Origin of the sequence: Rhodococcus sp. USK10 (assembly GCF_019378875.1) — a bacterium.
GTDB lineage: Bacteria > Actinomycetota > Actinomycetes > Mycobacteriales > Mycobacteriaceae > Rhodococcus_F > Rhodococcus_F pseudokoreensis.
In genome coordinates this window covers 5461402-5487278 of sequence record NZ_CP076048.1, presented here as the reverse complement: position 1 = coordinate 5487278, position 25877 = coordinate 5461402, and the positions used below count along the sequence as shown (strand labels likewise).

Annotated in this window: 26 protein-coding genes; 11 read left to right on the top strand and 15 right to left on the bottom strand. The window is 67.5% G+C overall.

Annotated features, from left to right (window positions below; translation table 11 throughout):
* Nucleotides 1–447: 447 nt before the first annotated feature.
* The 6 genes from I1A62_RS32460 (at nucleotide 448) to I1A62_RS32435 (ending at nucleotide 7292) form a co-directional block, all read left to right on the top strand.
* Nucleotides 448–1785 carry an MFS transporter gene (locus I1A62_RS32460; protein WP_219456400.1) on the top strand — a complete coding sequence of 446 codons (1338 nt, stop codon included), beginning with the start codon at nucleotides 448–450 and terminating at the stop codon, nucleotides 1783–1785.
* A 112-nt stretch (nucleotides 1786–1897) separates the two neighbouring features.
* Nucleotides 1898–3145, top strand: a complete 1248-nt coding sequence (gene ribA, locus I1A62_RS32455; RefSeq protein ID WP_124396449.1) for a GTP cyclohydrolase II — start codon at nucleotides 1898–1900, stop codon at nucleotides 3143–3145.
* Between the two features lie 83 nt (nucleotides 3146–3228).
* Complete coding sequence (locus I1A62_RS32450; protein ID WP_219456399.1) at nucleotides 3229–3657, top strand: RidA family protein; 429 nt, start codon at nucleotides 3229–3231, stop codon at nucleotides 3655–3657.
* Nucleotides 3658–3694: 37 nt separating this feature from the next.
* The gene (locus I1A62_RS32445; RefSeq protein WP_219456396.1) at nucleotides 3695–5665 is read left to right on the top strand and encodes an FAD-dependent oxidoreductase; all 1971 of its coding nucleotides are present in this window, start codon (nucleotides 3695–3697) and stop codon (nucleotides 5663–5665) included.
* A 123-nt stretch (nucleotides 5666–5788) separates the two neighbouring features.
* Nucleotides 5789–6055 (top strand): hypothetical protein, encoded by a 267-nt coding sequence (locus tag I1A62_RS32440; protein ID WP_219456394.1) that lies wholly within the window; start codon nucleotides 5789–5791, stop codon nucleotides 6053–6055.
* A 43-nt stretch (nucleotides 6056–6098) separates the two neighbouring features.
* Nucleotides 6099–7292 carry an NADP-dependent malic enzyme gene (locus tag I1A62_RS32435; protein ID WP_219456393.1) on the top strand — a complete coding sequence of 398 codons (1194 nt, stop codon included), beginning with the start codon at nucleotides 6099–6101 and terminating at the stop codon, nucleotides 7290–7292.
* Between the two features lie 69 nt (nucleotides 7293–7361).
* Here I1A62_RS32435 and I1A62_RS32430 read toward each other — a convergent pair whose 3' ends face one another.
* From I1A62_RS32430 to I1A62_RS32410, 5 genes are all read right to left on the bottom strand, one after another.
* The gene (locus I1A62_RS32430) at nucleotides 7362–7661 is read right to left on the bottom strand and encodes a WhiB family transcriptional regulator (protein ID WP_219456392.1); all 300 of its coding nucleotides are present in this window, start codon (nucleotides 7659–7661) and stop codon (nucleotides 7362–7364) included.
* Nucleotides 7662–7911: 250 nt separating this feature from the next.
* Nucleotides 7912–8706 carry a 2-keto-4-pentenoate hydratase gene (locus I1A62_RS32425; RefSeq protein ID WP_219456390.1) on the bottom strand — a complete coding sequence of 265 codons (795 nt, stop codon included), beginning with the start codon at nucleotides 8704–8706 and terminating at the stop codon, nucleotides 7912–7914.
* A gap of 76 nt (nucleotides 8707–8782) precedes the next feature.
* The gene (locus I1A62_RS32420) at nucleotides 8783–10174 is read right to left on the bottom strand and encodes an LLM class flavin-dependent oxidoreductase (RefSeq protein ID WP_124394414.1); all 1392 of its coding nucleotides are present in this window, start codon (nucleotides 10172–10174) and stop codon (nucleotides 8783–8785) included.
* Nucleotides 10175–10451: 277 nt separating this feature from the next.
* Nucleotides 10452–10754, bottom strand: coding sequence for a WhiB family transcriptional regulator (locus I1A62_RS32415; RefSeq protein ID WP_124394413.1), 303 nt, complete (start codon nucleotides 10752–10754; stop codon nucleotides 10452–10454).
* A 204-nt stretch (nucleotides 10755–10958) separates the two neighbouring features.
* On the bottom strand, nucleotides 10959–12158 hold the full coding sequence (locus tag I1A62_RS32410; RefSeq protein WP_219456389.1) for an MFS transporter: 1200 nt from the start codon (nucleotides 12156–12158) through the stop codon (nucleotides 10959–10961).
* A gap of 155 nt (nucleotides 12159–12313) precedes the next feature.
* Between I1A62_RS32410 and I1A62_RS32405 the strand changes: the two genes are divergently transcribed.
* A complete protein-coding gene (locus tag I1A62_RS32405) occupies nucleotides 12314–12757 on the top strand; it encodes a MarR family winged helix-turn-helix transcriptional regulator (RefSeq protein WP_012691665.1) in 444 nt (147 codons plus the stop codon).
* A gap of 41 nt (nucleotides 12758–12798) precedes the next feature.
* Here I1A62_RS32405 and thpD read toward each other — a convergent pair whose 3' ends face one another.
* From thpD to I1A62_RS32385, 4 genes are read right to left on the bottom strand one after another with little or no spacing between them, the layout of a single operon-like run.
* Nucleotides 12799–13713 carry an ectoine hydroxylase gene (thpD, locus tag I1A62_RS32400; RefSeq protein WP_219456387.1) on the bottom strand — a complete coding sequence of 305 codons (915 nt, stop codon included), beginning with the start codon at nucleotides 13711–13713 and terminating at the stop codon, nucleotides 12799–12801.
* Between the two features lie 36 nt (nucleotides 13714–13749).
* Entirely contained in the window at nucleotides 13750–14427 is a 678-nt protein-coding gene (locus I1A62_RS32395) for a GntR family transcriptional regulator (RefSeq protein WP_206007171.1), read from the bottom strand.
* Nucleotides 14414–15154: an aspartate/glutamate racemase family protein gene (locus I1A62_RS32390; protein ID WP_087562034.1), complete on the bottom strand. Its 741-nt coding sequence runs from the start codon at nucleotides 15152–15154 to the stop codon at nucleotides 14414–14416. The genes I1A62_RS32395 and I1A62_RS32390 overlap by 14 nt, the downstream gene beginning before the upstream one ends.
* Nucleotides 15155–15186: 32 nt before the next feature.
* Nucleotides 15187–15930, bottom strand: coding sequence for an Asp/Glu/hydantoin racemase (locus tag I1A62_RS32385; protein ID WP_124394408.1), 744 nt, complete (start codon nucleotides 15928–15930; stop codon nucleotides 15187–15189).
* An 80-nt stretch (nucleotides 15931–16010) separates the two neighbouring features.
* Between I1A62_RS32385 and I1A62_RS32380 the strand changes: the two genes are divergently transcribed.
* The 4 genes from I1A62_RS32380 (at nucleotide 16011) to I1A62_RS32365 (ending at nucleotide 20359) form a co-directional block, all read left to right on the top strand.
* Nucleotides 16011–16985 carry a D-2-hydroxyacid dehydrogenase gene (locus I1A62_RS32380; protein ID WP_219456385.1) on the top strand — a complete coding sequence of 325 codons (975 nt, stop codon included), beginning with the start codon at nucleotides 16011–16013 and terminating at the stop codon, nucleotides 16983–16985.
* A 36-nt stretch (nucleotides 16986–17021) separates the two neighbouring features.
* On the top strand, nucleotides 17022–18392 hold the full coding sequence (locus I1A62_RS32375; RefSeq protein ID WP_124394406.1) for an amidase: 1371 nt from the start codon (nucleotides 17022–17024) through the stop codon (nucleotides 18390–18392).
* 138 nt (nucleotides 18393–18530) lie between these two features.
* Complete coding sequence (locus I1A62_RS32370) at nucleotides 18531–20015, top strand: hypothetical protein (protein ID WP_124394405.1); 1485 nt, start codon at nucleotides 18531–18533, stop codon at nucleotides 20013–20015.
* Nucleotides 20012–20359, top strand: coding sequence for a YidH family protein (locus I1A62_RS32365; protein WP_095863124.1), 348 nt, complete (start codon nucleotides 20012–20014; stop codon nucleotides 20357–20359). Before I1A62_RS32370 ends, I1A62_RS32365 begins: the two co-directional genes overlap by 4 nt.
* Here the strand turns inward: I1A62_RS32365 and I1A62_RS32360 are convergent.
* The 6 genes from I1A62_RS32360 to I1A62_RS32335 all read right to left on the bottom strand — a co-directional run bounded on the left by I1A62_RS32360 (nucleotide 20351) and on the right by I1A62_RS32335 (nucleotide 25826).
* Nucleotides 20351–21235 carry a formylglycine-generating enzyme family protein gene (locus I1A62_RS32360; RefSeq protein WP_257890981.1) on the bottom strand — a complete coding sequence of 295 codons (885 nt, stop codon included), beginning with the start codon at nucleotides 21233–21235 and terminating at the stop codon, nucleotides 20351–20353. The two genes, I1A62_RS32365 and I1A62_RS32360, sit on opposite strands and share 9 nt — an antisense overlap.
* Nucleotides 21236–21310: 75 nt before the next feature.
* The gene (locus tag I1A62_RS32355; RefSeq protein WP_124394403.1) at nucleotides 21311–22252 is read right to left on the bottom strand and encodes an HAD family phosphatase; all 942 of its coding nucleotides are present in this window, start codon (nucleotides 22250–22252) and stop codon (nucleotides 21311–21313) included.
* Between the two features lie 5 nt (nucleotides 22253–22257).
* Complete coding sequence (locus I1A62_RS32350) at nucleotides 22258–23796, bottom strand: arylsulfatase (protein WP_219456382.1); 1539 nt, start codon at nucleotides 23794–23796, stop codon at nucleotides 22258–22260.
* A 106-nt stretch (nucleotides 23797–23902) separates the two neighbouring features.
* A complete protein-coding gene (locus I1A62_RS32345; protein ID WP_124394401.1) occupies nucleotides 23903–24556 on the bottom strand; it encodes a hypothetical protein in 654 nt (217 codons plus the stop codon).
* Nucleotides 24557–24613: 57 nt separating this feature from the next.
* A complete protein-coding gene (locus I1A62_RS32340) occupies nucleotides 24614–25072 on the bottom strand; it encodes an Rrf2 family transcriptional regulator (protein ID WP_124394400.1) in 459 nt (152 codons plus the stop codon).
* Nucleotides 25073–25082: 10 nt separating this feature from the next.
* Nucleotides 25083–25826 (bottom strand): SDR family oxidoreductase, encoded by a 744-nt coding sequence (locus I1A62_RS32335; protein WP_219456380.1) that lies wholly within the window; start codon nucleotides 25824–25826, stop codon nucleotides 25083–25085.
* Nucleotides 25827–25877 lie beyond the last annotated feature (51 nt).

Here is a 25877-nt window from a genome sequence, read left to right as displayed (position 1 = left end):
CACGGAGGCAATGCGCAGCTACCGGACGGGATCCGAATCCCGAGGCCGGACAACAGGCGGTCGCGAGCGCACCGCGTGCTTCTATGTCTTATCGGCGACAACGCTTCCCGCACTCTGCACTCAGCCCACACCTGCTGCCACCGACGTTCACATCCCGAATCCGAATCCAGTCTTGACGCACGCTGAGGTCCATGTCACACTTTTGATCGCAGCGTTCAGTTTATGAACACATCACGGACTGTTCGCGTATCCCGTAAACGCCCATCCCCCGGTTTGCCAAGCTGCCGGCGAGTAATGAACTCGTCACTGCGCAGCTCCCACGAAGGTCGTGACATCTGTGCGAACACCCCCCTCTCGCTCATTCGCCCACCCGACCGACTACTGCCATCCCGCGTCCGCCGACCGTGCCGTCCGGTACCTCGGCGCTCGCCAGCAAGGAGTGACCTGGTGACGACAACCAATCAGGAATCCGTCAGTCGGAACCAACAGGGTTCGATCGACAAGCAGCGATTCACCACCAAACTGACCGGCGTGATCGCCGGCGGCATGTTCATCGACGGCTACATCCTCGGCGTCGTCGGCACCGTCATCGCCGCGATCACCGTCGATCTCGACATGTCGTTGTTCTGGGAAGGGCTGATCGGAGCATCCGCGCTCGTCGGCATCTTCATCGGCGGCCCCCTCGGCGGCTGGCTCGCCGACAGACTCGGTCGCAAGCCGCTCTTCGCGATCGACCTGGCGATCTTCATCTTCGGTTCGGTACTGCAGTTCTTCGTCGACTCGGCGTGGCAACTGTTCATCGTCCGCCTGCTGATGGGCATCGCGATCGGCGCCGACTACTCCGTCGGCTGGCCGCTGCTCTCCGAGTTCTCCCCTCGGCGGCTGCGCGGCAAGTTGCTGGCCTTCTGCGAGGTCGCCTGGTATGTCGGCTTCATGTTCGCCTTCGTGGTCGGTTACGTCATGACCACCGCCTTCTCCGTGGATTGGCGAATCATCCTCGGCACCAGCACCATCCCTGCGGTGATCTTGTTCCTCGCACGACTCGGGATGCCGGAGTCGCCGCGCTGGTTGATGAACAAGGGCCGTACCAAGGAGGCGACCGAGATCGCCCACGCCTATCTCGAGGACCCGACCGACGTCCTCGACATCACGAACGAGGAGACCCGCAAGGGCACGTTCGCGATGCTGTTCTCCCCGGCCTACCGACGCGCCACCATTTTCGTCTCCGTCTTCTGGTTCTGCTGCGTGGCACCGTACTTCGCGATCGCCACGTTTGCCGCGAGCGTGCTGTCCGACTATGGTCTCGGTGACGGGCTCATCGGCGCCATCGGCGTCAACGGACTCGCCCTGGTCGGAGTCGTGGTGTCGGTTCTGCTGATCGAACGCATCGGCCGCCGCAAGCTGACCATCCCGCAGCAGTGGGTGTGCGCGGTGGTCCTGCTCATCATCGGCTTGTGGACCTCGGCGCCACCGGCGTTGGTACTGATCTGCTTCCTGGTCTTCGCGTTCGCCAACGCCATGTGCACCGCCCTGACCGGCGTCTACCCCGGCGAGATCTTCCCCACCGAGATCCGCGGTCTGGGAACCGGATTCGCCACCGCGTTCAGCCGGATCGGGGCCGGCCTGGGCACCTTCCTGCTGCCCTGGTCGATGCACAACCTCGGCGCCGGTGTCACCATGCTGATCGCCGCAGGAATCTGCGTCGTCGGCGCGGCGGTCTCCCAGGTCCTCGCACCGGAGACCATGGGCCGCAACCTCAGCGAAACCTCAGCTCCCCGTTCGTAACCCCCAGCAGCGGAGCGCCCGGAACGACAACGCGGTCACCCCGGGCGCTCCGCACCCCACCCGAGCGACTCGCCACCACAGTGCGGCCGTGAAACGAAAGGAACCAGCGATCATGTCGACCATCACCGACGCCGTCACCGCACTGGCGAACAAAGGCATCGTTCTCGTCGTCGACGACGAAGACCGGGAGAACGAGGGCGACCTGATCATGGCCGCCGAACACGCCACCACCGACACGGTGGCCTTCTTCCTCGAACACACCTCCGGCTTCCTGTGCGTCGCCATCGACGAATCCCGCGCCGACACACTCGGCCTCGACCTGATGGTGCCCGACAACACCGAGCGCCACCGCACCGCATTCCTGGTCAGCGTCGACTACACCCACGGCACGACCACCGGCATCAGCGCAGGCGACCGGGCCGCGACCGTCCGGGCACTCGCCGATCCCGGCCTCGCGCCCGCCGACCTCGCCCGGCCCGGCCACGTGATGCCGCTCCTCGCCAAGCCCGGCGGCGTACTCGAACGCCCCGGCCACACCGAGGCCGGAGTCGATCTATGCCGCATGGCCGGGCTGAGCGGGGAGGCGCTGCTCTGCGAAATCGTCACCTCCGACCGGCGAGAGATGATGCGCGGCAAAGACCTCGAGGAGTTCGCTGCCGCCCACGGCATTCCGATGGTGTCCATCGCCGACCTGCAGGCGTGGCGCCGGCGCACGGCCCGCAGCGAGCAGGTCGTACACCGCATCGCACCGCCCGCCCGCACCGTGGTCCGCACCGGCCGGAGCACCCTGCCCACCGAGGTCGGCACGTTCGACGCCCTCGCCTTCGAATCGGCGAGCGACGGCATCGAGCACATGGCCCTGGTGATGGGAGATCCCGCCGCCGACGCCGCGCCGCTGGTGCGCCTGCACAGCGAGTGCCTGACCGGCGACCTCGCCGGTTCCCTGCGCTGCGACTGCGGAACCCAGTTCCGGTCCGCGCTCAGCGCGATCGCCGACGCCGGCTCCGGTGTCCTGATCTACCTGCGCGGACACGAGGGCCGCGGCATCGGCCTCGGTCACAAACTCCGCGCCTACGAGCTGCAGCAGCACGAAGGTCTCGACACCGTCGACGCCAACCTCAGCCTCGGACTGCCGGTCGACAGCCGCGACTACCGCGCCGCCTGCGAGATCCTCGACGATCTCGGCGTCCGCCGGGTGCGGCTGATGACCAACAACCCGGACAAGGTCGCGGCCCTCCGGGAGCACGGCATCACCGTGACCGAACAACTCGCCCACGAATCCCTTCCCACCCGCCACAACCTGCCGTACCTGGTGGCCAAGCGCGACCGCCTCGGCCACACGCTGCAGCGACTCGGCTGAGCACCCTGGAACGGCACCCCTGCCACGTCATCCGCGTGGCATCACCGACGGCCCCCACCGGGGCCCGACCCGAAAGGATCACCATGACGACCACCGAGAACATCGTCGAAACCCGCCCGGCACCCTTCACCTGGGCACAGTCCGCGCAGTACAGCCAGGGCGCCAAGGCCGGCGAGCTGGTGTTCACCTCCGGTCAGGCCGGCTACGACGACGCCGGCAACCTCGTCGACGGCGGCTTCGAAGCCCAGGCACGCCAGGTGTTCCGCAACATCGACAAGATCCTGACCCAGCACGGCGCCTCGATGTCGTCGGTGGTCAAGCTGACCGCCTACCTGGGCAACCGCGACGACTTCGACACGTTCAAGAAGGTTCGCGCCGAGTTCTTCTCCGCCCCGTATCCCGCGGTGACCGCAGTGCAGAACTCGTTCCTCGTCGAGGGCATGCTCTTCGAAGCGGACGCCGTCGCCGTCGCCGGTGCCCAGCGAGTCCTCGCCGACACCGACGCCAGCTAGCCACCCTTTCCACCACCAGTACAGAACTGGGATTTCCATGTCTGAGACCCTCTTTCCGACGCTGTTCTCCCCGCTGCAGGTCGGCGACGTCACCCTGAAGAACCGCATCTTCTCCTCCGGGCACGACACCGTGATGGTGCACGACGGCGCGGTCACCGACCAGCTCGTCGACTACCACCGCGCGCGGGCGGCCGGCGGTGCCGGGCTGATCATCATGCAGGTCGCCGGTATCCACGAGACCGCGCGGTACACGTACCACGTGCTCATGGCCACCGACGACAGCTGCATCGAGGGATACCGGCGCGTCGCCGAGGCCGTGCACGAGCACGGGTGCGCCCTGTTCGGGCAGGTGTTCCACCCGGGACGGGAGATCATGGAATCCCAGGACGGTGCGCTCCCGGTCGCGTACGCCCCGTCGGCCGTGCCGAACGAACGATTCCGGGTGATGCCCCGGCCGATGTCCCAAGCGATGATCGCCGAGGTCGTCGCCGGGTACGCGGCCGGAGCGCGCCGCCTCCAGCAGGCCGGACTCGACGGTGTCGAGATCGTGGCCAGCCACGGCTACCTGCCCGCCCAGTTCCTCAACCCGGAACTGAACGTGCGCACCGACAGGTACGGCGGCGACCTCGACAATCGGATGCGGTTCCTGCGCGAGATCATCTCGGCCGTCCGCGAGGCCGTCGCCCCCGGGTTCGCGGTCGGCGTCCGGGTATCCGGGATCGAGCACTCCTCCGTGGAGGACGAGCCCACCGACATCGTGGAGGTGTGCCGCAGGCTGGACGCGGACGGGCTGCTGGACTTCCTGAACGTCACCGAGGGCACGTCCGCCAGCCGGTCCGGGTCCCTGCACATCGTCCCGCCGATGAGCGAGGAAGCCGCCTACACCGCACCCGCTGCCGCGAAAGTCAAGGCAGCGGTGTCGGTTCCAGTGCTCGTGGCCGGGCGTATCAACCAACCGCAGGAAGCCGAGATCGTCGTCGCCAAGGGGCAGGCCGACGCCTGCGCGATGACCCGGGCCCTGATCTGCGACCCGGACATGCCGGCCAAGGCGCAGGCCGAGCGACCGGACGACATCCGGGCCTGCATCGGGTGCAACCAGGCGTGCATCGGTCACTTCCAGGCCGGCTACCCGATCTCCTGCATCCAGCGACCGGAGACCGGACGTGAACGCGAGTTCGGCACCCTGGTGCTCACCCCGAAACCGAAGGACGTCATGGTCGTCGGCGGCGGGCCCGCCGGGATGAAGGCCGCCTCGGTCGCGGCCCAGCGCGGTCACCGGGTCACCCTGTACGAGGCGAGCGGTCGGGTCGGCGGGCAGGTGCTGCTCGCCGAGCGGCTGCCCGGCCGGTCCGAGTTCGGCGGCGCCGCAACCAATCTGCAGTCCGAGCTCGACCGCTACGGGGTCATAGTGAAGACCCGCGTCGAGGTCGATGCGGCGATGATCACCGGGGAACGCCCGGACCACGTCATCATCGCGACCGGTGCCACCCCGTACCGGCCGCACCTCGAACTGGACGGGGACATGCCCGTCGTCGACGCCTGGGACGTGATCACCTCGAACGGTGGCAACACCCCGAAGGGTGAGATCGTGGTCGCTGACTGGCGTGGCGACTGGACCGGACTCGGGGTCGCGGAAATGCTTGCCCGCGAGGGGCGCAAGGTGACCCTGTGCGTCAACGGCTACGCGGCCGGCGAGAACCTGCAGCAGTTCACGCGGGTGTCGATGCTGCGCGCGGCCACCGAGGCGAAGGTCCGCATCGTCCCGCACGCCCGCCTGTTCGGGGCGGACGACGACACCGTGTATCTGGTCAACACCCTGACCGGCGAACCGATCATTCTCGACGGCATCGACGGCCTCGTCCTCGCCCTCGGGCATCAGCAGAACGACACCCTGCTCGCCGAGCTCGAGTCCTCCGGCATCTCGTATACCGGAGTCGGCGACTGCCTGGCCCCACGCACCGTGGAAGAGGCCGTACTCGACGGCCTGAAAGCTGCCGCAGCCTTCTAGCCCCCGAGTCGGTCCCGCCACCTCAGGCAGCGGGACCGACTCGGCGGGAGAAGCTTTCGCAACGACAAAGAAGCGCGTCCCGAGTGAGGACGCCGCGGCGGTTCGATCATCACTCTGATCGGATTGGGCACGGAGCCCGCCCCGACACCCGCACGAGCAGCGATCAACGGTGCCGTGGAGGCGTTCACCGTTGCCGCCGCCAGGGACCTCGCCGACTCGATCCGAACAGCCGTCCTGCGCATCGTCCCCGACAACGAACCGATCGACGAAGACACCACTGCCCCACTCGACTTCGACGACGCTCTCCTCGGACTCGTGGACGGCAGCACCGATACCCGGTCGGGACTGATCTTCCCCACACGGATGAGGGTCTCCGTCCCGAGCCACTGACACCGCATCCGCGGACACCGACGAACTGCAGGAGTAACCAATCGTGACGTTGACGACCGAGCCCACCACACCGCCGGCAGTCGAGCTGACCGACGAGGAGATTTTCGCCGGCCACGTCGGGGGAAAGCTGTCCGTGGAGTTGACGACCCCGCTGGACAATCAGCGCGACCTGTCCATCGCTTACACGCCCGGTGTCGCGCAGGTGTCCCGCGCGATCGCCGCCGACGAAACCCTCGCCGACCGCTACACGTGGACCAGTCGTCTGGTGGTAGTCGTCTCCGACGGTTCCGCGGTGCTCGGCCTCGGTGACATCGGCCCCCGCGCCTCCCTTCCGGTGATGGAGGGCAAGTCGGCCCTGTTCAAGAACTTCGCCGGGTTGAACTCGATCCCGCTGGTCCTGGGCACCAAGGACCCGGATGAGATCGTGGAGACCCTGATCCGGCTGCGCCCGAGCTTCGGCGCGGTGAACCTCGAGGACATCTCCGCACCCCGCTGCTTCGAGATCGAGAAGCGGGTCATCGAGGCCCTGGACTGCCCGGTGATGCACGACGACCAGCACGGCACCGCCATCGTCGTCCTCGCGGCGCTCAAGGGCGCGGTGAAGGTCCAGGACCGCGACCTCCACGACCTGCGGGTCGTGATTTCCGGTGCCGGCGCCGCCGGTGTCGCGTGCGCGAACATCCTGCTCGCCGCCGGGATCGCGGACGTGACGGTACTGGATTCGAAGGGCATCGTCTCCGAGGATCGTCGGGATTTGAACGCGGTGAAGGTCGACCTGGCCGGACGCACCAACCCGGCCGCCCGCCGCGGCGGTGTCGCCCGGGCCCTCGACGGTGCGGATGTGTTCCTCGGCGTGTCCGCGGGCACCGTCCCGGAGGAGCTGATCGCGACCATGGCGGAGAACTCCATCGTGTTCGCACTGTCGAACCCGGACCCGGAGATCCACCCGGACATTGCCCGTCGGCATGCGGCGATCGTCGCCACCGGACGCAGCGATTTCCCGAACCAGATCAACAATGTGCTCGCCTTCCCCGGTGTGTTCAAGGGCGCCCTGGATGCCGGCGCCCGCCGGATCACCGAGGGCATGAAGCTCGCCGCCGCCGAGGCGATCCTCTCGGTCGTCGGTGACGAGCTGGCTGTGGACAGGATCGTTCCCAGCCCGCTCGATCCTCGCGTCGCCCCCGCTGTCGCGGAGGCAGTCGCCGCCGCTGCTCGTGCAGAAGGCGTCACCGACTAGCGAGAACCTCAATCCGAGCACCCCGATCCGGAGCCCGCACCCAGGTTCCAGATCGGGGTGTTTGCCGTGTCAGCGAGAGGTCGTGCCGCGATGGATGTGCCGCCTGCCGAGGCGAGCCCGTTCGGTCTCGGACATGCCACCCCAGATGCCGTAGTGTTCAGCGGCGGTCAGGGCGTGGGTGCGGCATTCGGAGAGCACGGGGCAGTCCGCGCAGATCTGCTTGGCACGTCGTTCGCGGCGGGCGCGGGCGGTTCTCTGTTCGCGATCGTCGGGCGAGAAGAACATGTCGGTATCGGTGCCGCGGCATGATCCCTCATTTCGCCAGTCCCAGCCTGGCGGACGGTCGGATGGTTGCTCGGTGATGGTCATTCGGTTTCTCGTGGTCGACGTAGCTTCTGCATCGATGCTCATACGACGAAACCACCGCTGCCCGACGATCAGGTGTGGCCGGGAGCGGTGGTTCGCGTGCACGTGGAGGGCGGGTGCCTGACGCCGACACAGCAAGTCAGGCACCCGCGTAGTTCGTTCAGTCAAGAAAGGCGCTCTCGGTTCCTGAACAAACGTGCTGCCGCGGGGGGAATACTCACCCCGCGAGTCTTTCTCGTGACCCGGCAGAGGGTCAGTTGGTGGCGATGGAAACGTCGAACTCGATGGCGCCGAAGCCCTCGAACTCGCCGACCCAGCGTCCGGCCTGGTTCATGGGGACTGCCTGCAGGCAACTGCCGGGGAGGATGACCTGGCCGGCTTCGAACTCGACGTCGTAGGCGGCCAGGCGGTTGACGAGCCAGGCGACCGCGGCGAGGGGATTGCCGAGGATGTTGCGCGTGTTCCCGGTGATGACCTCGTGGCCGTTGAAGCGCAAGGTGCCGCGCATGTTCCGGAGGGTCAGGTCGGTGACACGGCGGGGAGTACCACCGAGGATGACGGCGCCGGTGGAACCGTTGTCGGCCAGCGTGTCCGGAAGGTCGATGGCCCAGTTCTGAACACGGGAATCGATGATCTCGATGGCAGGCAGTGCGTAGTCGATGGCGTTGATGACGTCGGCGACGGTGACGTTGGGTCCGCGCAGACTGCTTTTCAGCACGAAGGCGGGTTCCAGTTCGACGAACGGTTCGATGTAGTCGCTGCGATCGAGGGTGGCACCCTCGTAGGCGAAGATGCCGGCGAGCAGGAATCCGTAGTCGGGCTGGCCGAGGCCGAAGGCTTCCTGCATGACCTTTGCGATGTTGCCGAGTTTGTATCCGACCAGTCGATCACCCTCTGCGACAGCGTGTTCGACGTTGATGCGTTGCACGGCGAAAGCGGAGTCCGCGTCGAGGCCGGGCCAGGTCTTGGTCGGCGCGGTGATCGGTGCACCGTTAGCGCGTGCGGTGCGCAGGGTGGCCGCGACATCGTGGAGTTCGGTGGTCAGCATGGTGCTCCTTGCATTGTCGGTCGCCGGGACGGGACGCGAGTTGACCGACGCCCCGTCCCGACGCTTCGTGGAGGGGTCAGACAGCGGCCGCGACCGGTGTGCGCGCACCGAATCGGTGACCAGGGTGGTCGTCGCGGAGCCGGACTGCTCCCTTGCCGTACAGCTTTTCGCGCAACGTCGAACCTTCGTATTCGGTCCACATGGTGCCGCGGCGCTGCAGTTCGGGGACGACGAGTTCGATGAAGTCCGCCATGTCCTGGTACTTGACGGCGTGTCCGAGGTTGTAGCCGGCGATACCGGTTTCATCCATCCACCGGGTCAGCTCGTCGGCGACGGTGGTGGGGGAGCCGACGATGGTGGGGCCCGTGCCGCCGATGCCGACGAATTCGGCGATGTCGCGCGGGGTCCACTCCTTGTCGGGGTCCATCTTCGAGAACAGGTCGACCATGGTCTGCCCGGCGTTGGTCTTGACGTGCTCGAGCGGCACGTCCGGGTCGAACTGGGACATGTCCAGCCCGGTCCAGCCGCTGTAACGGGCCATGGCGCCGGTGTAGCTGACCAGCTTGCGGTACGACTCGTACTTGGCGTGGGCCTCTTCGTCGGTCGGTGCGACGACGACGTTGAGCATCTGCAGGACGTTGACGTTCTGCGGGTCACGGCCGGACTCGGCGGCGAGGCTGCGCAGGGCGTCGACCTGCTTCTTCAGCGCCGGAATGGACACGGCGTTGACGAACACCGCTTCGGCACTCGCGGCGGCGAGGGCGCGGCCCTTCGAGGATCCGCCGGCCTGGAAGATCACCGGGGTGCGTTGCGGGGACGACTCGCACAGAGCAAATCCCGGCACGTCGAAGTACTTGCCCTTGTGCTCGATGTTGTGCACCCGACTCGGGTCGATGTACATGCCGCGCTCGGCGTCGCGGACGACGGCGTCGTCCTGCCAGGACCCCTCCCACAGCTTGTAGCAGACCTCGAGGTACTCGGCAGCCATGTCGTACCGCTCGTCGTGCGGAACCTGCTGTCCGGTACCGAGATTGCGGGCAGCGCTGTCGGAGTAGGAGGTCACCAGGTTCCAGCCGACGCGGCCGTCGGTGAGGTGGTCGAGGGTGCTGAACTTGCGCACCAGTGCGTACGGGTGCTCGTAGGAGGTGGACCCGGTCAGCCCGAACCCGAGGTTCTTCGTCACCGCGGCCATCGCGGAGACGACCATGAACGGATCCTGCGCGGGGATCTGCGCGGCGTCGGCGAGCGCGGCGTCGGCGCTGCCCTCGTAGATGTCGTGGTAGCCGACGTTGTCGGCGAAAAAGATGCCGTCGAACCGGGCCTCTTCGAGCATCTTCGCGTAGGCGGTCCAGTAGGCGAGGTTCTTGTAGTTCGCGCCTTGATCGTCCGGATGCCGCCAGAGACCAGCCGACAGGTGTGCCGGGCCCTGGTAATCGAAGGCGAACAGCCGCATGCGTCGAGACGCCATTGTCTATCTCCGTTCACTTTTTGAACACTTAGTTCATGTGGTGAACACCACTGTAAGAGGTGGAATGTGCGGTCGTCAATACCGCATTTCGGGTTCATGCCCGGCAGACACTCCGGGTCCGGCCCCTCCGGTCGCGTGAGCAGACAGCAGGGGTCGACTCCCCCACCGAGCCGAGGGCGGCATCGTCGTCGAGGCGGGACTCGCCGCGCACACGAAAGCGCGCCGACTGGGCACACGGGCCCCGTCGACGCGCGAGGGTCTTCCGAGAGGCAACCCCTCAGAGGGTGCACTGGCGAGTCAGCCCAACGCGGACAACCACACCCTGCCGCCAGCGGTGCTGCACGCGTTCCGACGGCGAAAGTCCACCCCAGATACCGTGCGGCTCATTCGCGGTGATCGCGTAGTCGCGACATTCCTCGATCACCGGGCAGTCGGCGCAGATAGCTTTGGCGGCCACCTCCGACAGCGTCTCGCCGTCGTAGAACACGTCGACATCAACCGACCGGCAGCGGGCGTTCCGTTGCCAGTCCCATTCCGAGATCAACGGCCGGGGCAGCTGCACGGGTCGTTCGCGAAGCATGACTTCCTGACACGTGAGAATGGACGGCGGTGCGGGACGGCGGGCGCTGCGACGACGCACGCGAGGGCTCGCACGTCCGATCATCCACAGACGCTCAACTCGAACGCCGATCGTGCTCATTATTGAACACATCGACCGAAAAGTGAATGCACTGAGGGCGGGATCCGGCTGCGTACTCCGCATCCGCCCCGGACGGCTCGACCGCTAGACCGGCAGGACCGCCGAATCGTCCTCCACCGAATCAACTTTCGACCGACGGTCGACTGCGGTGGCGACGAGGAGGACGGCGAGCGCGGCCACGGTGAGTGCCGCTCCCATCCAGATCGGCGAGGTGAAGCCGAGCCCTGCGGCGATGGTGATGCCGCCGAGCCAGGCTCCGAGTGCGTTGCCCACGTTGAAGGCGGCGATGTTGGCGCCGGATGCCATGGTCGGCGCCTGCGCCGCGTAGTTCATGATGCGCATCTGCAGTCCGGGGACGGTCGCGAATCCGAAGAGTCCCATGAGGAAGAGAGCGACGATCGTCATCGGCTTGCTGCCTGCGGTGAGGGCGAACACGACGAGGACGACGGCGAGCACGGCGAGGACAGTGGTCAGCGTGCGGGTGAGCGCCTTGTCGGCGGCGCGGCCGCCGAGGACGTTGCCGACGAACAAGCCGCCGCCGAAGAGCACAAGGAGCCACGGCACGCTCGTCGACGCGAATCCGCCGACCTCGGTGAGGGTGAACGCGATGTAGGTGAACGCACCGAACATGCCGCCGAACCCGAGGATGGTGACGGCGATCGAGAACCACACCTGCGGGTTCCGGAAGGCCCGCAGTTCGCTGCGCAGACCCGCAGGTTCCGGTGCGTCCGCCGCACGGGACACGGACGGCACCAACGCGGTGATGCCGATCAACGCCACGACGCCGATGACGGTGATGGCCCAGAACGTGGAGCGCCAGCCGAACTGCTGGCCGAGGAACGTGCCGAACGGGACGCCGAGAACGTTGGCGATCGTCAGTCCGGCGAACATCGTCGCGATGGCTGCGGCCCGCTTGCTCGCGGTCACGAGGTCGGCGGCGAGGACCGATCCGATGCCGAAGAACGCGCCGTGGCACAGGGCCGCGAGGACGCGTCCGCCCATCATGACCTCGTACGTCGGGGCGATCGCCGACAGGAGGTTGCCGCCGATGAACAGCACCATCAGCGACTGAAGGACTGTTTTGCGGTCGAAGCGGGTGACCGCCGCGGTGATGACGATGGCTCCGATGGCGACGGAGAGGGCGTAGCCGGAGATGAGGTAGCCGGCCACCGATTCGGTCACCTGAAAATCGGCCGCCACTTCCGGCAGCAGTCCCATGATGACGAATTCGGTGAGACCGATCCCGAAGCCGCCCATTGCGAGAGCGAGTAGACCCAGTGGCATCGCAGCCACTCCTTTCATACAGATCTGGGAGATAAGAGCGCTAGCTCGAATACCGCGTCTGCATTAGTTGCAGGCGCGTCATAAATAGTTGCACACGCCTGATATGTGCGCAAGCTGGTATTCTGACCTGGCACTCGTATCCACAGGAGGTGGCCATGGCAGTCGCTGACGACGCCGTCGAGATCCGGTCGCAGGGATGGCGCACGCTCGCGGCCCTGCACGGTCTACTCGAGGCAGAACTCGAACGCGCCCTGCAGCGGGGCCACGACCTATCGGTGGTCGAGTACACGGTGCTCGACGCACTGAGCCGCCAGGACGGCTGGCACATGCGGATGGCTCAGCTCGCCCGCGCGGCCGCGCTGAGCAGCAGCGCCACCACCCGGCTGGTGAACCGGCTGGAGAACCGCGGGCTGCTCACGCGGATCCTGTGCGACGACGACCGTCGCGGCATCTACACCGAACTCACGCCCGCGGGCCGGGCGGCGCTGGACGAGGCGCGTCCGACCCACGACGCCACCTTGGAGTCGGCGCTGGACCGGGCCGCCGAGGTTCCCGAACTCGCCCACCTCGCCCGCGCCCTGCACGAGCTCCCCGCCTAGGTGAGTGGCAAAGCGTGCGGGAGCACACTTTGCCACTCACCTCAGGACAGCGGCGTGAAGTCGCGCGACGCGATGTACTCCGGCCGTGGCCGCGGTGCGGCAAACGGTACGACGAGCGTGTTCTCGACACTGTTGAACACGAGGAACAGATTCGACCGCGGGTAGGGCGTGATGTTGTTGCCCGACCCGTGCATGACGTTGGAGTCGAACCACAGCGCGGTGCCGGCAGCACCGGTGAACTGGTCGATCCCGAATTCCGCGGCCATCCGGGTCACGTCCTCCCGGCGCGGAACCCCGACCTCCTGCTCGACGAGGGAGGACGTGTAGTTGTTTTCGGGGGTGGCGCCGACGCACTGGACGAACCGCTTGTGCGAACCGGGCATCACCATCAGCGACCCGTTGAACGGGTAGTTCTCGGTGAGGGTGATCGAACAGCTGACGGCCCGCGGCACGGGAAGACCGTCCTCCGCGTGCCAGGTCTCGAAGTCCGAGTGCCAGTAGAAACCGGTGCCCTTGAAACCGGGCATGGAGTTGATTCGGCTCTGGTGGATGTAGACGTCGGAGCCGAGGAGTTGCCGTGCGCGGTCGAGAATCCGGCCGTCGCGGATCAGCGCGGCCACCATGTCGCTGCGCCGGTGGACGTCGAAGACGGACCGGACCTCGTCGGTGCCGCGTTCGGTGATGACGCGACCACTGTCGCTCATCGACGGATCCCGGGACAGCCGGTCGAGCTCCTCCCGGCACGACGTCACTTCGCCGGCGCCCAGGACGTTGTCGACGATGGTGAAGCCGCGTGCCTCGTGTCCGGCGAGGGCGGCCGCGTCGAAAGGTCCGTCCGAGGGTTTTCCCCAGACTGCGGGTTCGTTCCGTTGGAGCATCGACGGACCGGAGGCGATCCGAGTGGGGTAGCGATCGTGACTGTTGGTGAATCCCTGAACCTCAGCTACCTGAGTCATTGCCCCTCCTCGGCAGTTACCTCTACTTCACTGTCGCTACGACGACAGAGTCTTTTGATCGGCGCGGAGCCGCTGGACGGCGTCGTCCAGGTGTTCGGCGAGCAGTTTCTGCACCTCGCCGGCCGTGCCCGACCGGATCGCCTCGCGCAGGGTCGCGTGTTCCTGCGCCTGCTCGCGGATGTCGTCGTACGTGGTCTGCAACGCACCCAGGCACATCCGGGTCTCGATCAGCAGCGTCCGCGCCGCGCGGATGAGCCGAGGGCTCTGCGCGCTCTCCACCAGGATCTGGTGGAACTGCTGATCGGCGTCCGAGACGGCGGCGGCGTCGCCGCGCTCGGCCGCGGCCTGCATCACGAGGACGGTGGGTTCGAGCGCCAGGTAGGTGGCTTCCCGGCGACCGTCGGCGAGAATCATCTCGAGGGCCCCGCGCTCGATGACCGACCGGCTGCGGTACACGTCGACGACGTCGTCGAGGGTCAGTTCCGTCACGAAGATCCCGCGGTGACGGATGCTGTGCAGTATGCCCTCGGACACGAGCCTCTGCATGGCTTCGCGCAGGGGTCCGCGCGAGACCTGGAAGTGCGCGGCCAGTTCCGCCTCGCCCAGCTGTGCACCCGGTTCGAGGGCACCCTTCATGATGGCGACCCGCAGGCGGTCCGCGATGAATTCGGCAGTCGATTGACGACTGACGGGTTCCAGGTCAGTCAGAGCCATGACTGTGGCCTTTCTCGAACAAGGTTCCTAACGACGGTTGCACCGCCGTGTGGCCCGCAAGACGCAGGCCTTCCCAGATGGTCACCTGGTTTGCCGTGAGGACCGGCTTGCCGAGGCGCTGCTCGAGAGTACTCAGCGCACCCAGCGTCCTCATGGCCGTGTCGGGGATGAGCAGGGCTTCGGCGTCCGGGTGGTCGTTTTCCACCGCGAGTTCCACCACGGATTCGGGGCTGAGCTGACCGACCTCGGCGGCGGTGTCGATCCCCGCGCTCGACATCGACAGCACCTCGATGCCGGCGGCGGCGAGGAATTCGACGAACAGCTTCGCGACGTCCTCCGGGTAGCTCGCGGCCACCGCGACCCGGGTGATCCCGAGGGCGTGCAGGGCGTTGACGAACGCGAAACTGGTGCTGGACGTGGGCACACCGGTGGCCGCGGCGAGCGTCTCGGCCTGTTGCTTCGCGCCGTCGGGGCCGTAGACGAAGCTGCCCGACGTGCACGCCCACACGACGGCGTCCGGCTTCTCGTCGGCAAGCAGCGCGGCCCCGCCGGCGAGCTTCTCGGGACTTCCGAGGTCGAGCAGTTCGGGCACGGCGTGCAGGTCGGTGCCGTAGATGTGCACGACCGGCAGATCCACTCCGAGCATCTCCGCGGCGAAGGGGTAGTCGTCTTCGGCGGCGTGGTCCGGGTAGATGAATCCCACAGTGGGGGTCGGCGTGCTCGTCATGCGTTCTCCTCGTTCCGTGTAGTGAGGGTGTGTCAGAAGACGTTGCGGAGCCACTTGCCGGGCCCTGTCATGGGGAGTTTCATCCGGCCGAGACAGGCCCAGATCGTGAGCTGGTTGGCGGTGAGCACCGGTTTGCCGAGTTCCTGTTCGAGCGGCGCGATGACGTCGTAGGTCGGCAGGTTGGTACAGCTGACGAAGATCGCCTCCGACCGGGGGTCGTCCGCCGCGATGATCCGCTCGGCGATCGTGCGGTAGTTGACCTTCCAGATGCCGCCGCCGAGCCCGAGGTGATCGGAACGCACCACCTCGGTGCCCGCCTCGTTCAGGAACGCGTGCAACCGTTCGGTCAGCGGGGCGTCGTACGGTGTGATCACCGAAAGCCTGCTCAGCTCGAGGTGTTCGATCGCCTCGACCAGCGCCCCGGACGTGGTGACCGCGTGCTGGGCGCCGGCCTCGCAGATCGCGTCGCACAGCGTCCGCTCGTATTCGAGGCCCTTGATGAAACTTCCCGACGTGCACAGATACGCCACGACCTCAGGCTCGACGTGCAGGACGTCGCGCGTCGCGGCCATGAGGTGTCTTCGCTCGGACACGAGTTCGGCCATCTCCAGGCTGACGGGCACGGGTTCGTACGGCGTGCGCGCCAGATGCAGGCTCACCTCGAGGGGAGCCCACCGCCAGAGTTCACGTTCGAGCGCCAAGTCGAACGGGGCGATGATGCCTATTCCCCGTTGCGCGATCGGCCCTTCGAATTCGGGAATGTTCAGTTCCAACACCAGGCCTCACCTTCGATTCGGCCGCGCCCGAGCATTATCAGATTGTTGACAATCATACGAGTTACTCTTACGGTGTCAACGTGAGTCGGAACCCGATCGTCGCGGTGCTACATGCCCACGTTCTGCCGAGCGACGAACTCATGGCACCGGTCGCGTCCCGTGCCGAAGTTCGCTACACCGGCAAGGCGGGGCTGAGCGACGCCCTCGACGGCGCGGACGTGCTGTTTCTCTACGACTTCCTCACCGATGCGGTGCCCGGAGCGTGGCATGCCGCCGGTTCCCTGCAGTGGCTGCACATCGCCGCGGCCGGCGTCGATCCCGTCATGTTCCCCGAGGCCCGCGACAGCGACGTCACCATCACCAACTCCCGGGGCGTGTTCGACGGCGCGATCGCCGAGTACGTGCTCGCCCAGATCCTCTCGTTCGCGAAGGATCTGCCGGGTTCGCTGCGACTCCAGCAGTCCCACACGTGGCAGCACCGCGAATCCGAGCGGATCGCGGGCCGCACCGCCCTGATCGTCGGCACCGGACCCATCGGCCGCGCGATCGCCCGGCTTCTCCGCGCCGCGGGGATGAAGGTCAGCGGATCGGGTCGCACCGCCCGGGGTGCCGATCCCGACTTCGGGACGGTCACCGACACCGAAGATCTGCCGCAGCAACTCGCCGACGCCGATTACGTGATCGCGGTGGCCCCGCTCACCGAGCAGACCCGCCACCTGTTCCGCGATACGACGTTCGCCGCGATGAAGCCGGGCGCCCGCTTCGTCAACGTCGGACGGGGTGAGCTTGTGCGCACCGACGACCTCGTCGCCGCGCTGCGGGCGGGAACGATCGCGGGCGCCGCGCTCGACGTGTTCGACACGGAACCGCTCCCCGCGGACCATCCGCTCTGGGACATGCCGAACGTGTCGATCACGCCCCACAATTCGGGCGACTTCGCCGGCTGGCGCAACGACCTCGTCACCGTGTTCACCGACAATTTCGAACGCTGGGTGACGGGGTACCCGCTCGAGAACGTAGTTGACAAGCACCTCGGGTACGTACCGAGCCGATGATGACAGGGCCCGAACGTCCAGGCTGAAGGAGTTCTCATGAATCCCACCGACATGACCGCCGTCGAACTGGTCACGGCCTACTCGTCCGGAGAACTTTCGCCGGTGGAGGCGACGCAGGCGATGCTCGACGCCATCACCGAGCGTGATCGCGCCATCAACTCCTACTGCCTCGTCGACGAGGAGCGGGCGCTCGCGCAGGCCCGGAAGTCCGAGGAGCGCTGGAACACCGGGTACTCCAAGGGGCTGCTCGACGGCGTCCCGATCTCCATCAAGGACATCTTCCTCACCGACGGCTGGCCGACGCTCCGCGGATCGCAGGCCGTCGACGAGGACCAGCCGTGGGATGTCGACAGTCCCGTGGCCGCCAGGCTGCGTGAGGACGGGATGGTGTTCCTCGGCAAGACGACGACCCCCGAGATCGCCTGGAAGGCCGTCACCGACAGCGCCCTGTGCGGGATCACCCGCAACCCGGCCGACCCGACGAAGACGGCCGGTGGTTCCTCGGGCGGCAGTGCCGCGGCGGTCGCGGCGGGTCTCGGCCCCTGCTCCGTCGGCACCGACGGCGGCGGCAGTGTGCGGATCCCCGCGTCGTTCTGCGGCGTCGTCGGTTTCAAGCCCACCCACGGCCGGATCCCGCTGTTCCCGGCGAGCCCGTTCGGGCCGCTGGCGCACGCAGGCCCGATCACCCGCACCGTCGAGGACGCGGCACTGCTGATGGACATCCTGGCGCTGCCCGACCCGCGCGACCCGACGTCGCTCGCCCCGTTCCCGACCACGTTCCGCGGCGAGATCGGCCGCGACGTGGTCGGACTCGGCGTCGCGTACTCCCCCACGCTCGGCTACGTGACCGTCGATCCGGAGGTCCGGGCGATCGTCGACCGGGCCGTGCAGGCGATCGACGCCGCGGGTCTGCCGGTCACCGCCGCCGACCCCGGGTTCGGCGATCCGATCGACGCGTTCGAACTGTTGTGGGCGGCCGGGGCCGCGGCCATGCTGAAGAACTTCCCGGACGGGGCACGCGACAAGGTCGACCCGGGCCTCGGCAAGGTCTGGGAACGGGGCGAGAAGTTCAGCGCGGTCGACTATCTCGACGCTCGCGCGGTCGCCGCGGACATCGGCATCACGATGGGCAAATTCCATCTGACGCACAACGTCCTGCTCACACCCACCGTCCCCATTCCGGCTTTCGAGGCAGGCTACGACGTGCCGCCGGGCAGCGATCTCACCGGCTGGCCGCAGTGGACGCCGTTCACGTACCCGTTCAACCTGACGCAGCAACCGGCGATCAGCATCCCGGTCGGCCGCACGTCGGCGGGTCTTCCGGTGGGCCTGCAGATCATCGGCCCCCGGCATTCGGACGACCTCGTACTCGCGGTCGCGCGGTACGCGGAACACGTCCTCGGCTAGGTCGGCCGAAAAGCACCCGATTCGCGCCGTATCCGAGGATGATCAGACCTGGGCCCGGTGCTGCGAACATCTGCTCTGCTGCCGGGTGACAGTTGCCCGACAGAAGTTTTCGGGGTCGGGGAGAGCCCGGGAGAGTAGATGACAGCAATGCCGGTGTCCGGGGTCCCGCCGCATTCGCCGCAGGACCGGGATCCGTTCGCCCCGGGCATGGTCGTCGCCACTCGATACACACTCCTAGGACGATTCGCCGCACCCGACTGGGTGCAGTGGTGGCACGCGCACGACACCGAACTGTGCAGGGACGTCTCGCTCAGCCTCGTCGACTCGGCGCACCTCCGCGACACCGATACCCGTCCGGATCCGGTGGCGCGGTTCTGCCGGAACACCACCGGGACCAGCTTCAGCCACGAGGGGCGGATCGCGCAGGTCTACGACATCGAGGCGGTCGGCAACCGGATCGCCGTGGTCGCGGAATGGACGCCCGGATGGCGTGTCGCGGATATCGCGCGTACGGTGCCGCGGCCGCTGGACGCTGCGCGCATCGTGCGCGACCTCGCCGCCGCCACCGCGGACGCGCACCATTTCGGCGCCCGGATCTCGCTCGATCATCCCAACCGGGTGCGGATCTCCCGGGACGGACTCGCGGTCCTCGCCTTCCCCGCCACCCTCGCCGACGACAGCACGGCCGACGACGTCGCCGGCCTCGGCGCGCTGCTGTACGCGCTGTTGCTCGGCACGTGGCCGCTGCCGTCGTCCGGCGACACGCTCGCTGCCGGGCTTCCCCCGGCCGGTCGTCGGGGTGACGGTTCCGTCGTTCCGCCGCATCGGGTGCGGCCCACGATTCCCCACCGTCTGTCCGACGTGGCCGTCAACGCCCTCACCCGCCAACCCGGAATGGGCACCGCGCAGGCGGTGGTCGACGCCCTCGATCGAATGCTGGCGGACGCGCGGGCACGGTCGGCACCCGCGTTCGCCCCGAAGAAGATCCGCCCGAGGCCCGACGACCGGACGGCCCGACCGCGGGCGCCGCTTCCCGCGATGAGCGCCGCGCTCGCCGTGGTCGTCGCCCTCGGCGCCGCCGGGTGGGCGATCAGCACCGCGTTCACCGCGTCGGACGCACCGCCCGCGGCCGTCGCGGACAGCACGCTCAGCGAGATCGCGCCCGCGCCGGAACCCGACCCGACGCCGCTGATCCCGTCGTCCGCGGTCGTCTACTCCCCCCAGCACTTCCCCGACAACGGGACGAGGGCGTCGCTCGCGGTCGACGCGAACCCGGCAACGTTCTGGGCCACCGACCGCTACCCGCAGCAACTGCCGCCGACGAAGGGCGGCGTGGGCCTGATCGTGTCGTTCCCCAAGCCCGTCGATCTGCGGACCGTCTGGATCGAATCACCGACGCCGGGAACCAGGGTCGAGATCCGGACCGCGCCCGCCGCCTGGGCCAACATCGGCCACACCCAGTTGCTCGGCGCCGCCACGCTCGCGCCCGGAGTCACCCGGATCGCCGCCCGGACCCCCGCACCCACCACCCGCGTCCTCGTGTGGATCTCGGGCCTGTCCCCGGTCGATTCCGGATTCCAGTCGAGCCTGTCGGAGATCGGGTTCCTGGGCGGCGGCGCATGAGTCGCGACATCTTCGGCCCCACGCAGCCGAACACGGGCAGCACCGCGCGCGACCACCTCGCGAACGAACGCACCTATCTCGCGTGGCATCGCACCGGCATCAGTGTCGCCGCACTCGGTGTGGCGGTGGCGAAGTTCGCCCCGCACCGCGGCGACCACGCCATTGCCGCCGGATTCATCCTGATCGGCGCGGGCCTGCTGGTGTCCGCCTACGGCACCTACCGATACCGGGTCATCAGCAGGCAGATCGAATCCGGGGTATTCGCGCCGGCGACGTTCGCCGCCGTCGTCACCTCCAGCGTCGTCACACTGCTCGCGCTCCTCGCCGTGCTGGTTCTACTCTGACCCCGGCGCGGCCTCGACGCAGCGGAATCCGATGTGGCTCATCCCGGTGTCGACCATCTGCGGCCGCCGCGCCGCGGGCCGGTACCGGCGGCAGTAGCTGTCGGCGCAGAGGAACGATCCACCCTTGATCACCCGCCGCGGAACCCGGAACTGGGGTTGACGCGGGTCGAAGCTCTCCGCCATGCCGGGTCCACGCGGATTGCGTGGCGCACAGCACGACTGCGCGGTGTCGTCGTGCCGATCGGCGTACCAGTCGGCGGTCCACTCCCACACGTTTCCCGCCATGTCGAACAGTCCGTAGCCGTTGGGCCGATAGCTTCCGACGGCGGTCGTGGTGCCGTACCCGGGGTCGGCGCGCCACGGGAAGTCCCCGTGCCAGTAGTTCGCCGGCGGCGGGGATCCGGCGTCCGGGGCGTCGCCCCAGGTGAATTCGGCCTGGTCGAGACCGCCGCGCGCCGCGGCCTCCCACTGCGCCTCCGTGGGGAGGGACCGTCCGGCCCACTGTGCGTACGCGGCCGCGTCCTCGTGGGCGACGTGGACGACGGGATGCCGTTCGCAGCCGGCGATCGTCGACGCCGGCCCGGTGGGGTGCTGCCAGGACGCGCCGACGGTCCAGGTCCACCACTGGCTCAGGTGACGGAGATCGACCGGCCCGCGGGTGGGGGTGAACACCATCGACCCGGGTTGCAGATTCTCCGCCGGAGCCCCGGGAAAGTCAGCCGGGTCCAGCGGACGCTCGGCGACCGTGACGTAACCGGTGTCCCGGACGAACGTCGTGAACTGTTCGTTGGTGACCTGGTACGCCTCGATCGCGAACGCGTCGACCGCCACCCGATGCGCCGGACCCTCCTCCGGATAGTGCCGATCCGAGCCCATGGTGAACGTCTGGGCGGGGATGAGACGGACGTCGGAAAAGGTCACGGTGTCCACGAATTCTCCCCTTCCGACTGCTCAGGTGACGGCCGGCGAGAACACGCTCGTCCAATCGTTCTTCATGCTTACCACGGTCCAGTTGTTCGCTCGTGCCTCTTCGAGGGCCTGCTCGGCGCCGGCGACGTAGTCGAACTCGCGGTCGGCGTCGTCGTGCAGGATCAGCACCCGCAGGGACGGGCGGTCGGGTAGCCCGGAGAACGCCAGCATCGGCAGGTCGCCGTTGGAGTTGCCGACGGACAGGATCGGCCGCCGCCCGATCCTGCTCCAGATCCGGACCGGTTTCTCCGGTCCGTCGTCGAAGAAGTCCATCGCCGCCTTGTAGAGCAGTTCCGTTCGGCCTTCCTCGGCGCGGTAGGTGAGGCCGAGTGCGCTGCCGATGATCCGTTCGGGCGGCACCCCGTAGAGCTGCCCGGCGATCGGGCGCATGAAGTCCCGGTCACCGCCGGATGCGAGGTAGGTCGTGAATTCGTTCGCCTCCAGGTAGCGCAGCAGTTCGACCATCGGTGCGTATCCGCAGCCCCGGTACGGCCGGCCGAGCGTCGGATGGTCCGCCCCGTCGAAGAATGCGGTGACGCGGGCGTCGTAGTCCTCGACGCTGACCTCGTCGAACGCCCGGGTGATCGCACCCATCAACAGCTTCAGATCCGCGTCGTCGCCGTGATAGTGCTTGACCATCGCGGCGCCCAGCCATGTCAGGTCGTGCTCGTGCGCGGCCTGCCAGGGTTGCGTCTGCTGCAGTTCGGGATCGGCGGCGGCCATCTCCGCCAGGCGCCGGATGGTGAAGTCGAGTTGGATCGGCATCGGCTTCTCACACCACAGTGTGCCGTCGTTGTCGAAGACGGCCACCCGGTCCGCAGGCTCGACGAAGTCCGGCCCCCGCGCCGTCACCCGTCCGACGAAGTCCTCGATCGCGGACCGCGTCGATCCGTCCGCCCAGGAACCACCCAGTCCGGCGCCCATCCCGGTCAGTCCTTCGACAGGAAGGCGTGCAGCTTCGCCACCGCGTGGTCGATCGTGAAGCTGGCCGGCTCCTGCCGCGGAGGAAATTCCTTGAACGTCTCGAGGAATTGAGTCGTGATGACCGTTCCGTAGATCGCGATGTAGTCGTGGTCGAGGAACCAGTCCCAATAGGTGTTCGACGTGATGTCGGCCCGCTCGAACGGGTCGGTGCGCAGGTTGAACAGTTTCGGTAGCCGCAGTGGAGTGAACGGCTCCGCCCACAGTCCGAGGGTGCCCTGCGACCGCTGCTCCATGAACACGATCTTCCAGTTGTCGAAACGGATGCCCAGCACGTCGCAGTCGTCGGAGAAATAGACCATTCCCCGTCGCGGGGACTTCTCGACCTCACCGGTGAGATACGGGAGCAGGTTGTAGCCGTCGATGTGCGCCTTGAACCTCTTGCCGCCGGCGTCGTGACCGCTCTTCAGTTGCTCGACGACCTCGGGCGCACCCGCGGCGGCGAGGAAGGTGGGCAGCCAGTCGTGGTGCTGAACGATCTCGTTGGAGACCACGCCGGCGGGAATCTTGCCCGGCCATCGGATCACTTCCGGGACGCGGAACGCGCCCTCCCAGTTGGTGTCCTTCTCACTGCGGAACGGGGTGGTCGCGCCGTCCGGCCACGTGTTCGCGTGCGGGCCGTTGTCGGTGCTGTAGATGACGATGGTGTTCTCGGCAAGACCCAGTTCGTCGACTGCGTCGAGCAACTGGCCGACGTGCTTGTCGTGATCGACCATGGTGTCGTGGTACGGCGACTGCCAGTGCCCGGCCTGCCCGACACTTTCCGGTTTGGTGTGCGTCCGCAGGTGCATGTGCGTGGTGTTCATCCACACGAAGAACGGGGTTTCAGCCTCCTTCTGCCGCGTGATGAAGTCGATTGCCGCGGCGACCGTCTCGTCGTCGATGGTCTCCATGCGCTTCTTGGTCAGCGGCCCCGTGTCCTCGATGCGCTGCTTCCCGAACGGCCCGTACCGCGGATCGACCTCGCCGGCATCTTCCTCGGTGGCCCAGCAATGGAGGACGCCGCGCGGCATCATCACCTCGTGCAGTTTGGGATAGTCCTGCGCGCTGGGATAGTCGGGGAGCTCGGGTTCTTCCTCCGCGTTGAGGTGATAGAGGTTGCCGAAGAACTCGTCGAACCCGTGCACGGTCGGCAGATATTTGTTCAGGTCGCCGAGATGGTTCTTCCCGAACTGCCCGGTGGCGTATCCGAGGGGCTTGAGCAGTTCGGCGATGGTGGGGTCCTCCGGCGACAATCCGACGTCGACTCCCGGGATTCCCACCTTGCTCATCCCGGTGCGGTACACGCTCTGCCCGGTGATGAACGACGCCCGGCCCGCGGTACAGCTCTGTTCCCCGTAGGAATCGGTGAACCTCATCCCCTCGTCGGCGAGGCGGTCGATGTTCGGTGTGCGGTAGCCCATCAGCCCGTCGCTGTAGCAGCTGAGATTGGTGATACCGATGTCGTCGCCCCAGATGACCAGAATGTTGGGTTTCGCGTCCGTCATCTGTCTCTCCTCGCATCATCGGGGGAATCGCAATCCTGACGATGCTCGCGGGACGTCCCGGCCACATCACCCGCACCGGGTGAGAACCTCGTGGCGCCGACCGGCGTCAGTCCGGCGGCACCGACGCCGGTCGGTCCACAGTCAGGATGTACACGCTGATCACCATCACCCACGCCGGAAACACCAGCGTCACCCAGAGACTGAAGCTGACGACCACCAGGAGCGTGAGTGACAGCACGTAGGTGGCGACGGCCAGCCATCGCGGCATCAGCCCGGTGCGGAGCCAGATGGTCCCCAGCGAGATCATGAACACCCCGGCCATGCGAACTCCGTAGACGTTGTTCATGTGCAACATCACCTCGCGACCGAAGTAGACGAGGTCATTCTGCGGAGCGTTGGGCAGCCGGGATATGGCGAGCATTCCACCGGCGAGTGCCATCGACACGAAGGTCGTCGCGAGGAACAACAGCCCACTGCCCAGGAAGACGGTCGAGAAGAATCGGTCTTCGAGGTCTCCGAGCCGGTCGCGAACGACGCCGATGAACCACAGGAACGCGATGCCCGCGAAGGGCGCGAGGACCAGAGCCGTCGTGATCTGAGTCTGGTGGCTCACCCACGGGGTGCCCGCGGCGCCCGGCAGTGCGCTGCGCAGCAGGACGATGCTGGAGGCGAACAGGACACCGAAGACGACGCCGGCGACGGCTGCGGCCCGTGGGGTCCGCAGCCGGTGGTACTCGGCATCGCCCCGTGTGCCGGCCATGAGTTCAGTCTTCGCCGAGGTCGCGCTCCGGGGCAACAGGGACCGCGGATCGAGCAGCTACCCGGAAGCGTCCAGTGTCGCCTTGAGGACGGTGACGTCCAGCGTGGCCGCGAGATCGGCGATCGTCACACCTGACAGCGTGTCCCGCCACGCACGCTCGGCGCCGGCCATGACCTTCGCGATGCCGCAGGGGGTCGTGCACTGTTCCTGTGGCGCGGCGAGCAGCCCCTGCTGCCGGATCTCGGTGCACCGAAATGCCGGCGCATCGCCGTCGACCGCCTGCACGACGTCGAGCACCGTGATGTCGCCGGGGGCGCGGGTGAGGACGTACCCGCCGTCGCGGCCCTCGGTCGGGTGGACGAGGCCGGCTCGTGCCAGCGACTGCAGGTGCTTGGCGAGATAGGACTTCGACACCCCGTGCAGGTCTGCCAGCCGCGCGGTCGGCACCGGACCCTCGGCCTGGCTGAGCACGACGCAGCAGTGGAGCGACCACTCCACACCACCGGAAATCTTCATGCTCACGACCCTATTTGCGCAACCATTCGTCCAGGGTGGTCGGGGCGATCCAGGCGCCGGCGCCGGGTGTCGGCGTGATGGCCGCGTCGTCGAGTTGCGCACCGAAGTAGCCGGCGGCGGGGTCGGTGGTCACGGACCGCTTGTCTCCGGTCGACGCGAACAGCCGGCGCACCAGTTCGTCGATGCCCAGCGGCTCGGGACCGGCGATCTCGACGGTACCGTTCAACGGGGAGCCGGCGGCGACCTCCGCCACCCGCGACACGACGTCGCGTGAGGCGATGGGCTGCAGGTGCGCCGGCGTCGCGTGCACCGTGTCGCCGACGGTCCCGGCGTCGGCGATGCCCGCGATGAACTCGAAGAACTGGGTCGATCGCACGATCGAGTACGGCACCGGACCGGCCTTGACCACGTCTTCCTGCGCAACCTTGGCCCGCATGTATCCGGAGTCGGGAAGCCGGTCGGCGCCGACGATCGACAGGACCACGTGGTGCCCGACGCCGGCGGCCTCCTCGGCGGCGAGCATGTGCTTCGTCGAGTCCCGGAAGAATGCCAGGACGTCGTCGTCCGCCCACGACGGCGAGTTGGTCAGGTCCACCACCGCGTCGGCGCCCGCGACGGCCTCCGCGACGCCCTTGCCGGTGGTCGTGTCGATTCCGTCTGCGCGGCCGAGTGCCACGACGTCGTGCCCGGTCTCGCCGAGCGTGGCCGCGACCTGCCGTCCGATCAGTCCGTTCCCGAAAATGACGATCTTCACGTCTTCTCTCCTTTACTCGGATAAGTCGTATCCGAGTTTACTCCGACAAGC

Bases quoted from the DNA above. Each gene is read 5' to 3' on its own strand.
- I1A62_RS32390 (WP_087562034.1), bottom strand. From the start codon at position 15,154: ATGACGAGCACGCCGACCCCCACTGTGGGATTCATCTACCCGGACCAC.
- I1A62_RS32355 (WP_124394403.1), bottom strand. From the start codon at position 22,252: ATGGGCGCCGGACTGGGTGGTTCCTGGGCGGACGGATCGACGCGGTCC.
- I1A62_RS32445 (WP_219456396.1), top strand. From the start codon at position 3,695: ATGTCTGAGACCCTCTTTCCGACGCTGTTCTCCCCGCTGCAGGTCGGC.
- ribA (WP_124396449.1), top strand. From the start codon at position 1,898: ATGTCGACCATCACCGACGCCGTCACCGCACTGGCGAACAAAGGCATC.
- I1A62_RS32375 (WP_124394406.1), top strand. From the start codon at position 17,022: ATGAATCCCACCGACATGACCGCCGTCGAACTGGTCACGGCCTACTCG.
- I1A62_RS32360 (WP_257890981.1), bottom strand. From the start codon at position 21,235: ATGGGCTCGGATCGGCACTATCCGGAGGAGGGTCCGGCGCATCGGGTG.
- I1A62_RS32425 (WP_219456390.1), bottom strand. From the start codon at position 8,706: ATGCTGACCACCGAACTCCACGATGTCGCGGCCACCCTGCGCACCGCA.
- I1A62_RS32350 (WP_219456382.1), bottom strand. From the start codon at position 23,796: ATGACGGACGCGAAACCCAACATTCTGGTCATCTGGGGCGACGACATC.
- thpD (WP_219456387.1), bottom strand. From the start codon at position 13,713: ATGACTCAGGTAGCTGAGGTTCAGGGATTCACCAACAGTCACGATCGC.
- I1A62_RS32345 (WP_124394401.1), bottom strand. From the start codon at position 24,556: ATGGCCGGCACACGGGGCGATGCCGAGTACCACCGGCTGCGGACCCCA.
- I1A62_RS32430 (WP_219456392.1), bottom strand. From the start codon at position 7,661: ATGACCATCACCGAGCAACCATCCGACCGTCCGCCAGGCTGGGACTGG.
- I1A62_RS32420 (WP_124394414.1), bottom strand. From the start codon at position 10,174: ATGGCGTCTCGACGCATGCGGCTGTTCGCCTTCGATTACCAGGGCCCG.
- I1A62_RS32340 (WP_124394400.1), bottom strand. From the start codon at position 25,072: ATGAAGATTTCCGGTGGTGTGGAGTGGTCGCTCCACTGCTGCGTCGTG.
- I1A62_RS32370 (WP_124394405.1), top strand. From the start codon at position 18,531: ATGACAGCAATGCCGGTGTCCGGGGTCCCGCCGCATTCGCCGCAGGAC.
- I1A62_RS32365 (WP_095863124.1), top strand. From the start codon at position 20,012: ATGAGTCGCGACATCTTCGGCCCCACGCAGCCGAACACGGGCAGCACC.
- I1A62_RS32410 (WP_219456389.1), bottom strand. From the start codon at position 12,158: ATGCCACTGGGTCTACTCGCTCTCGCAATGGGCGGCTTCGGGATCGGT.
- I1A62_RS32415 (WP_124394413.1), bottom strand. From the start codon at position 10,754: ATGCTTCGCGAACGACCCGTGCAGCTGCCCCGGCCGTTGATCTCGGAA.
- I1A62_RS32405 (WP_012691665.1), top strand. From the start codon at position 12,314: ATGGCAGTCGCTGACGACGCCGTCGAGATCCGGTCGCAGGGATGGCGC.
- I1A62_RS32395 (WP_206007171.1), bottom strand. From the start codon at position 14,427: ATGGCTCTGACTGACCTGGAACCCGTCAGTCGTCAATCGACTGCCGAA.
- I1A62_RS32450 (WP_219456399.1), top strand. From the start codon at position 3,229: ATGACGACCACCGAGAACATCGTCGAAACCCGCCCGGCACCCTTCACC.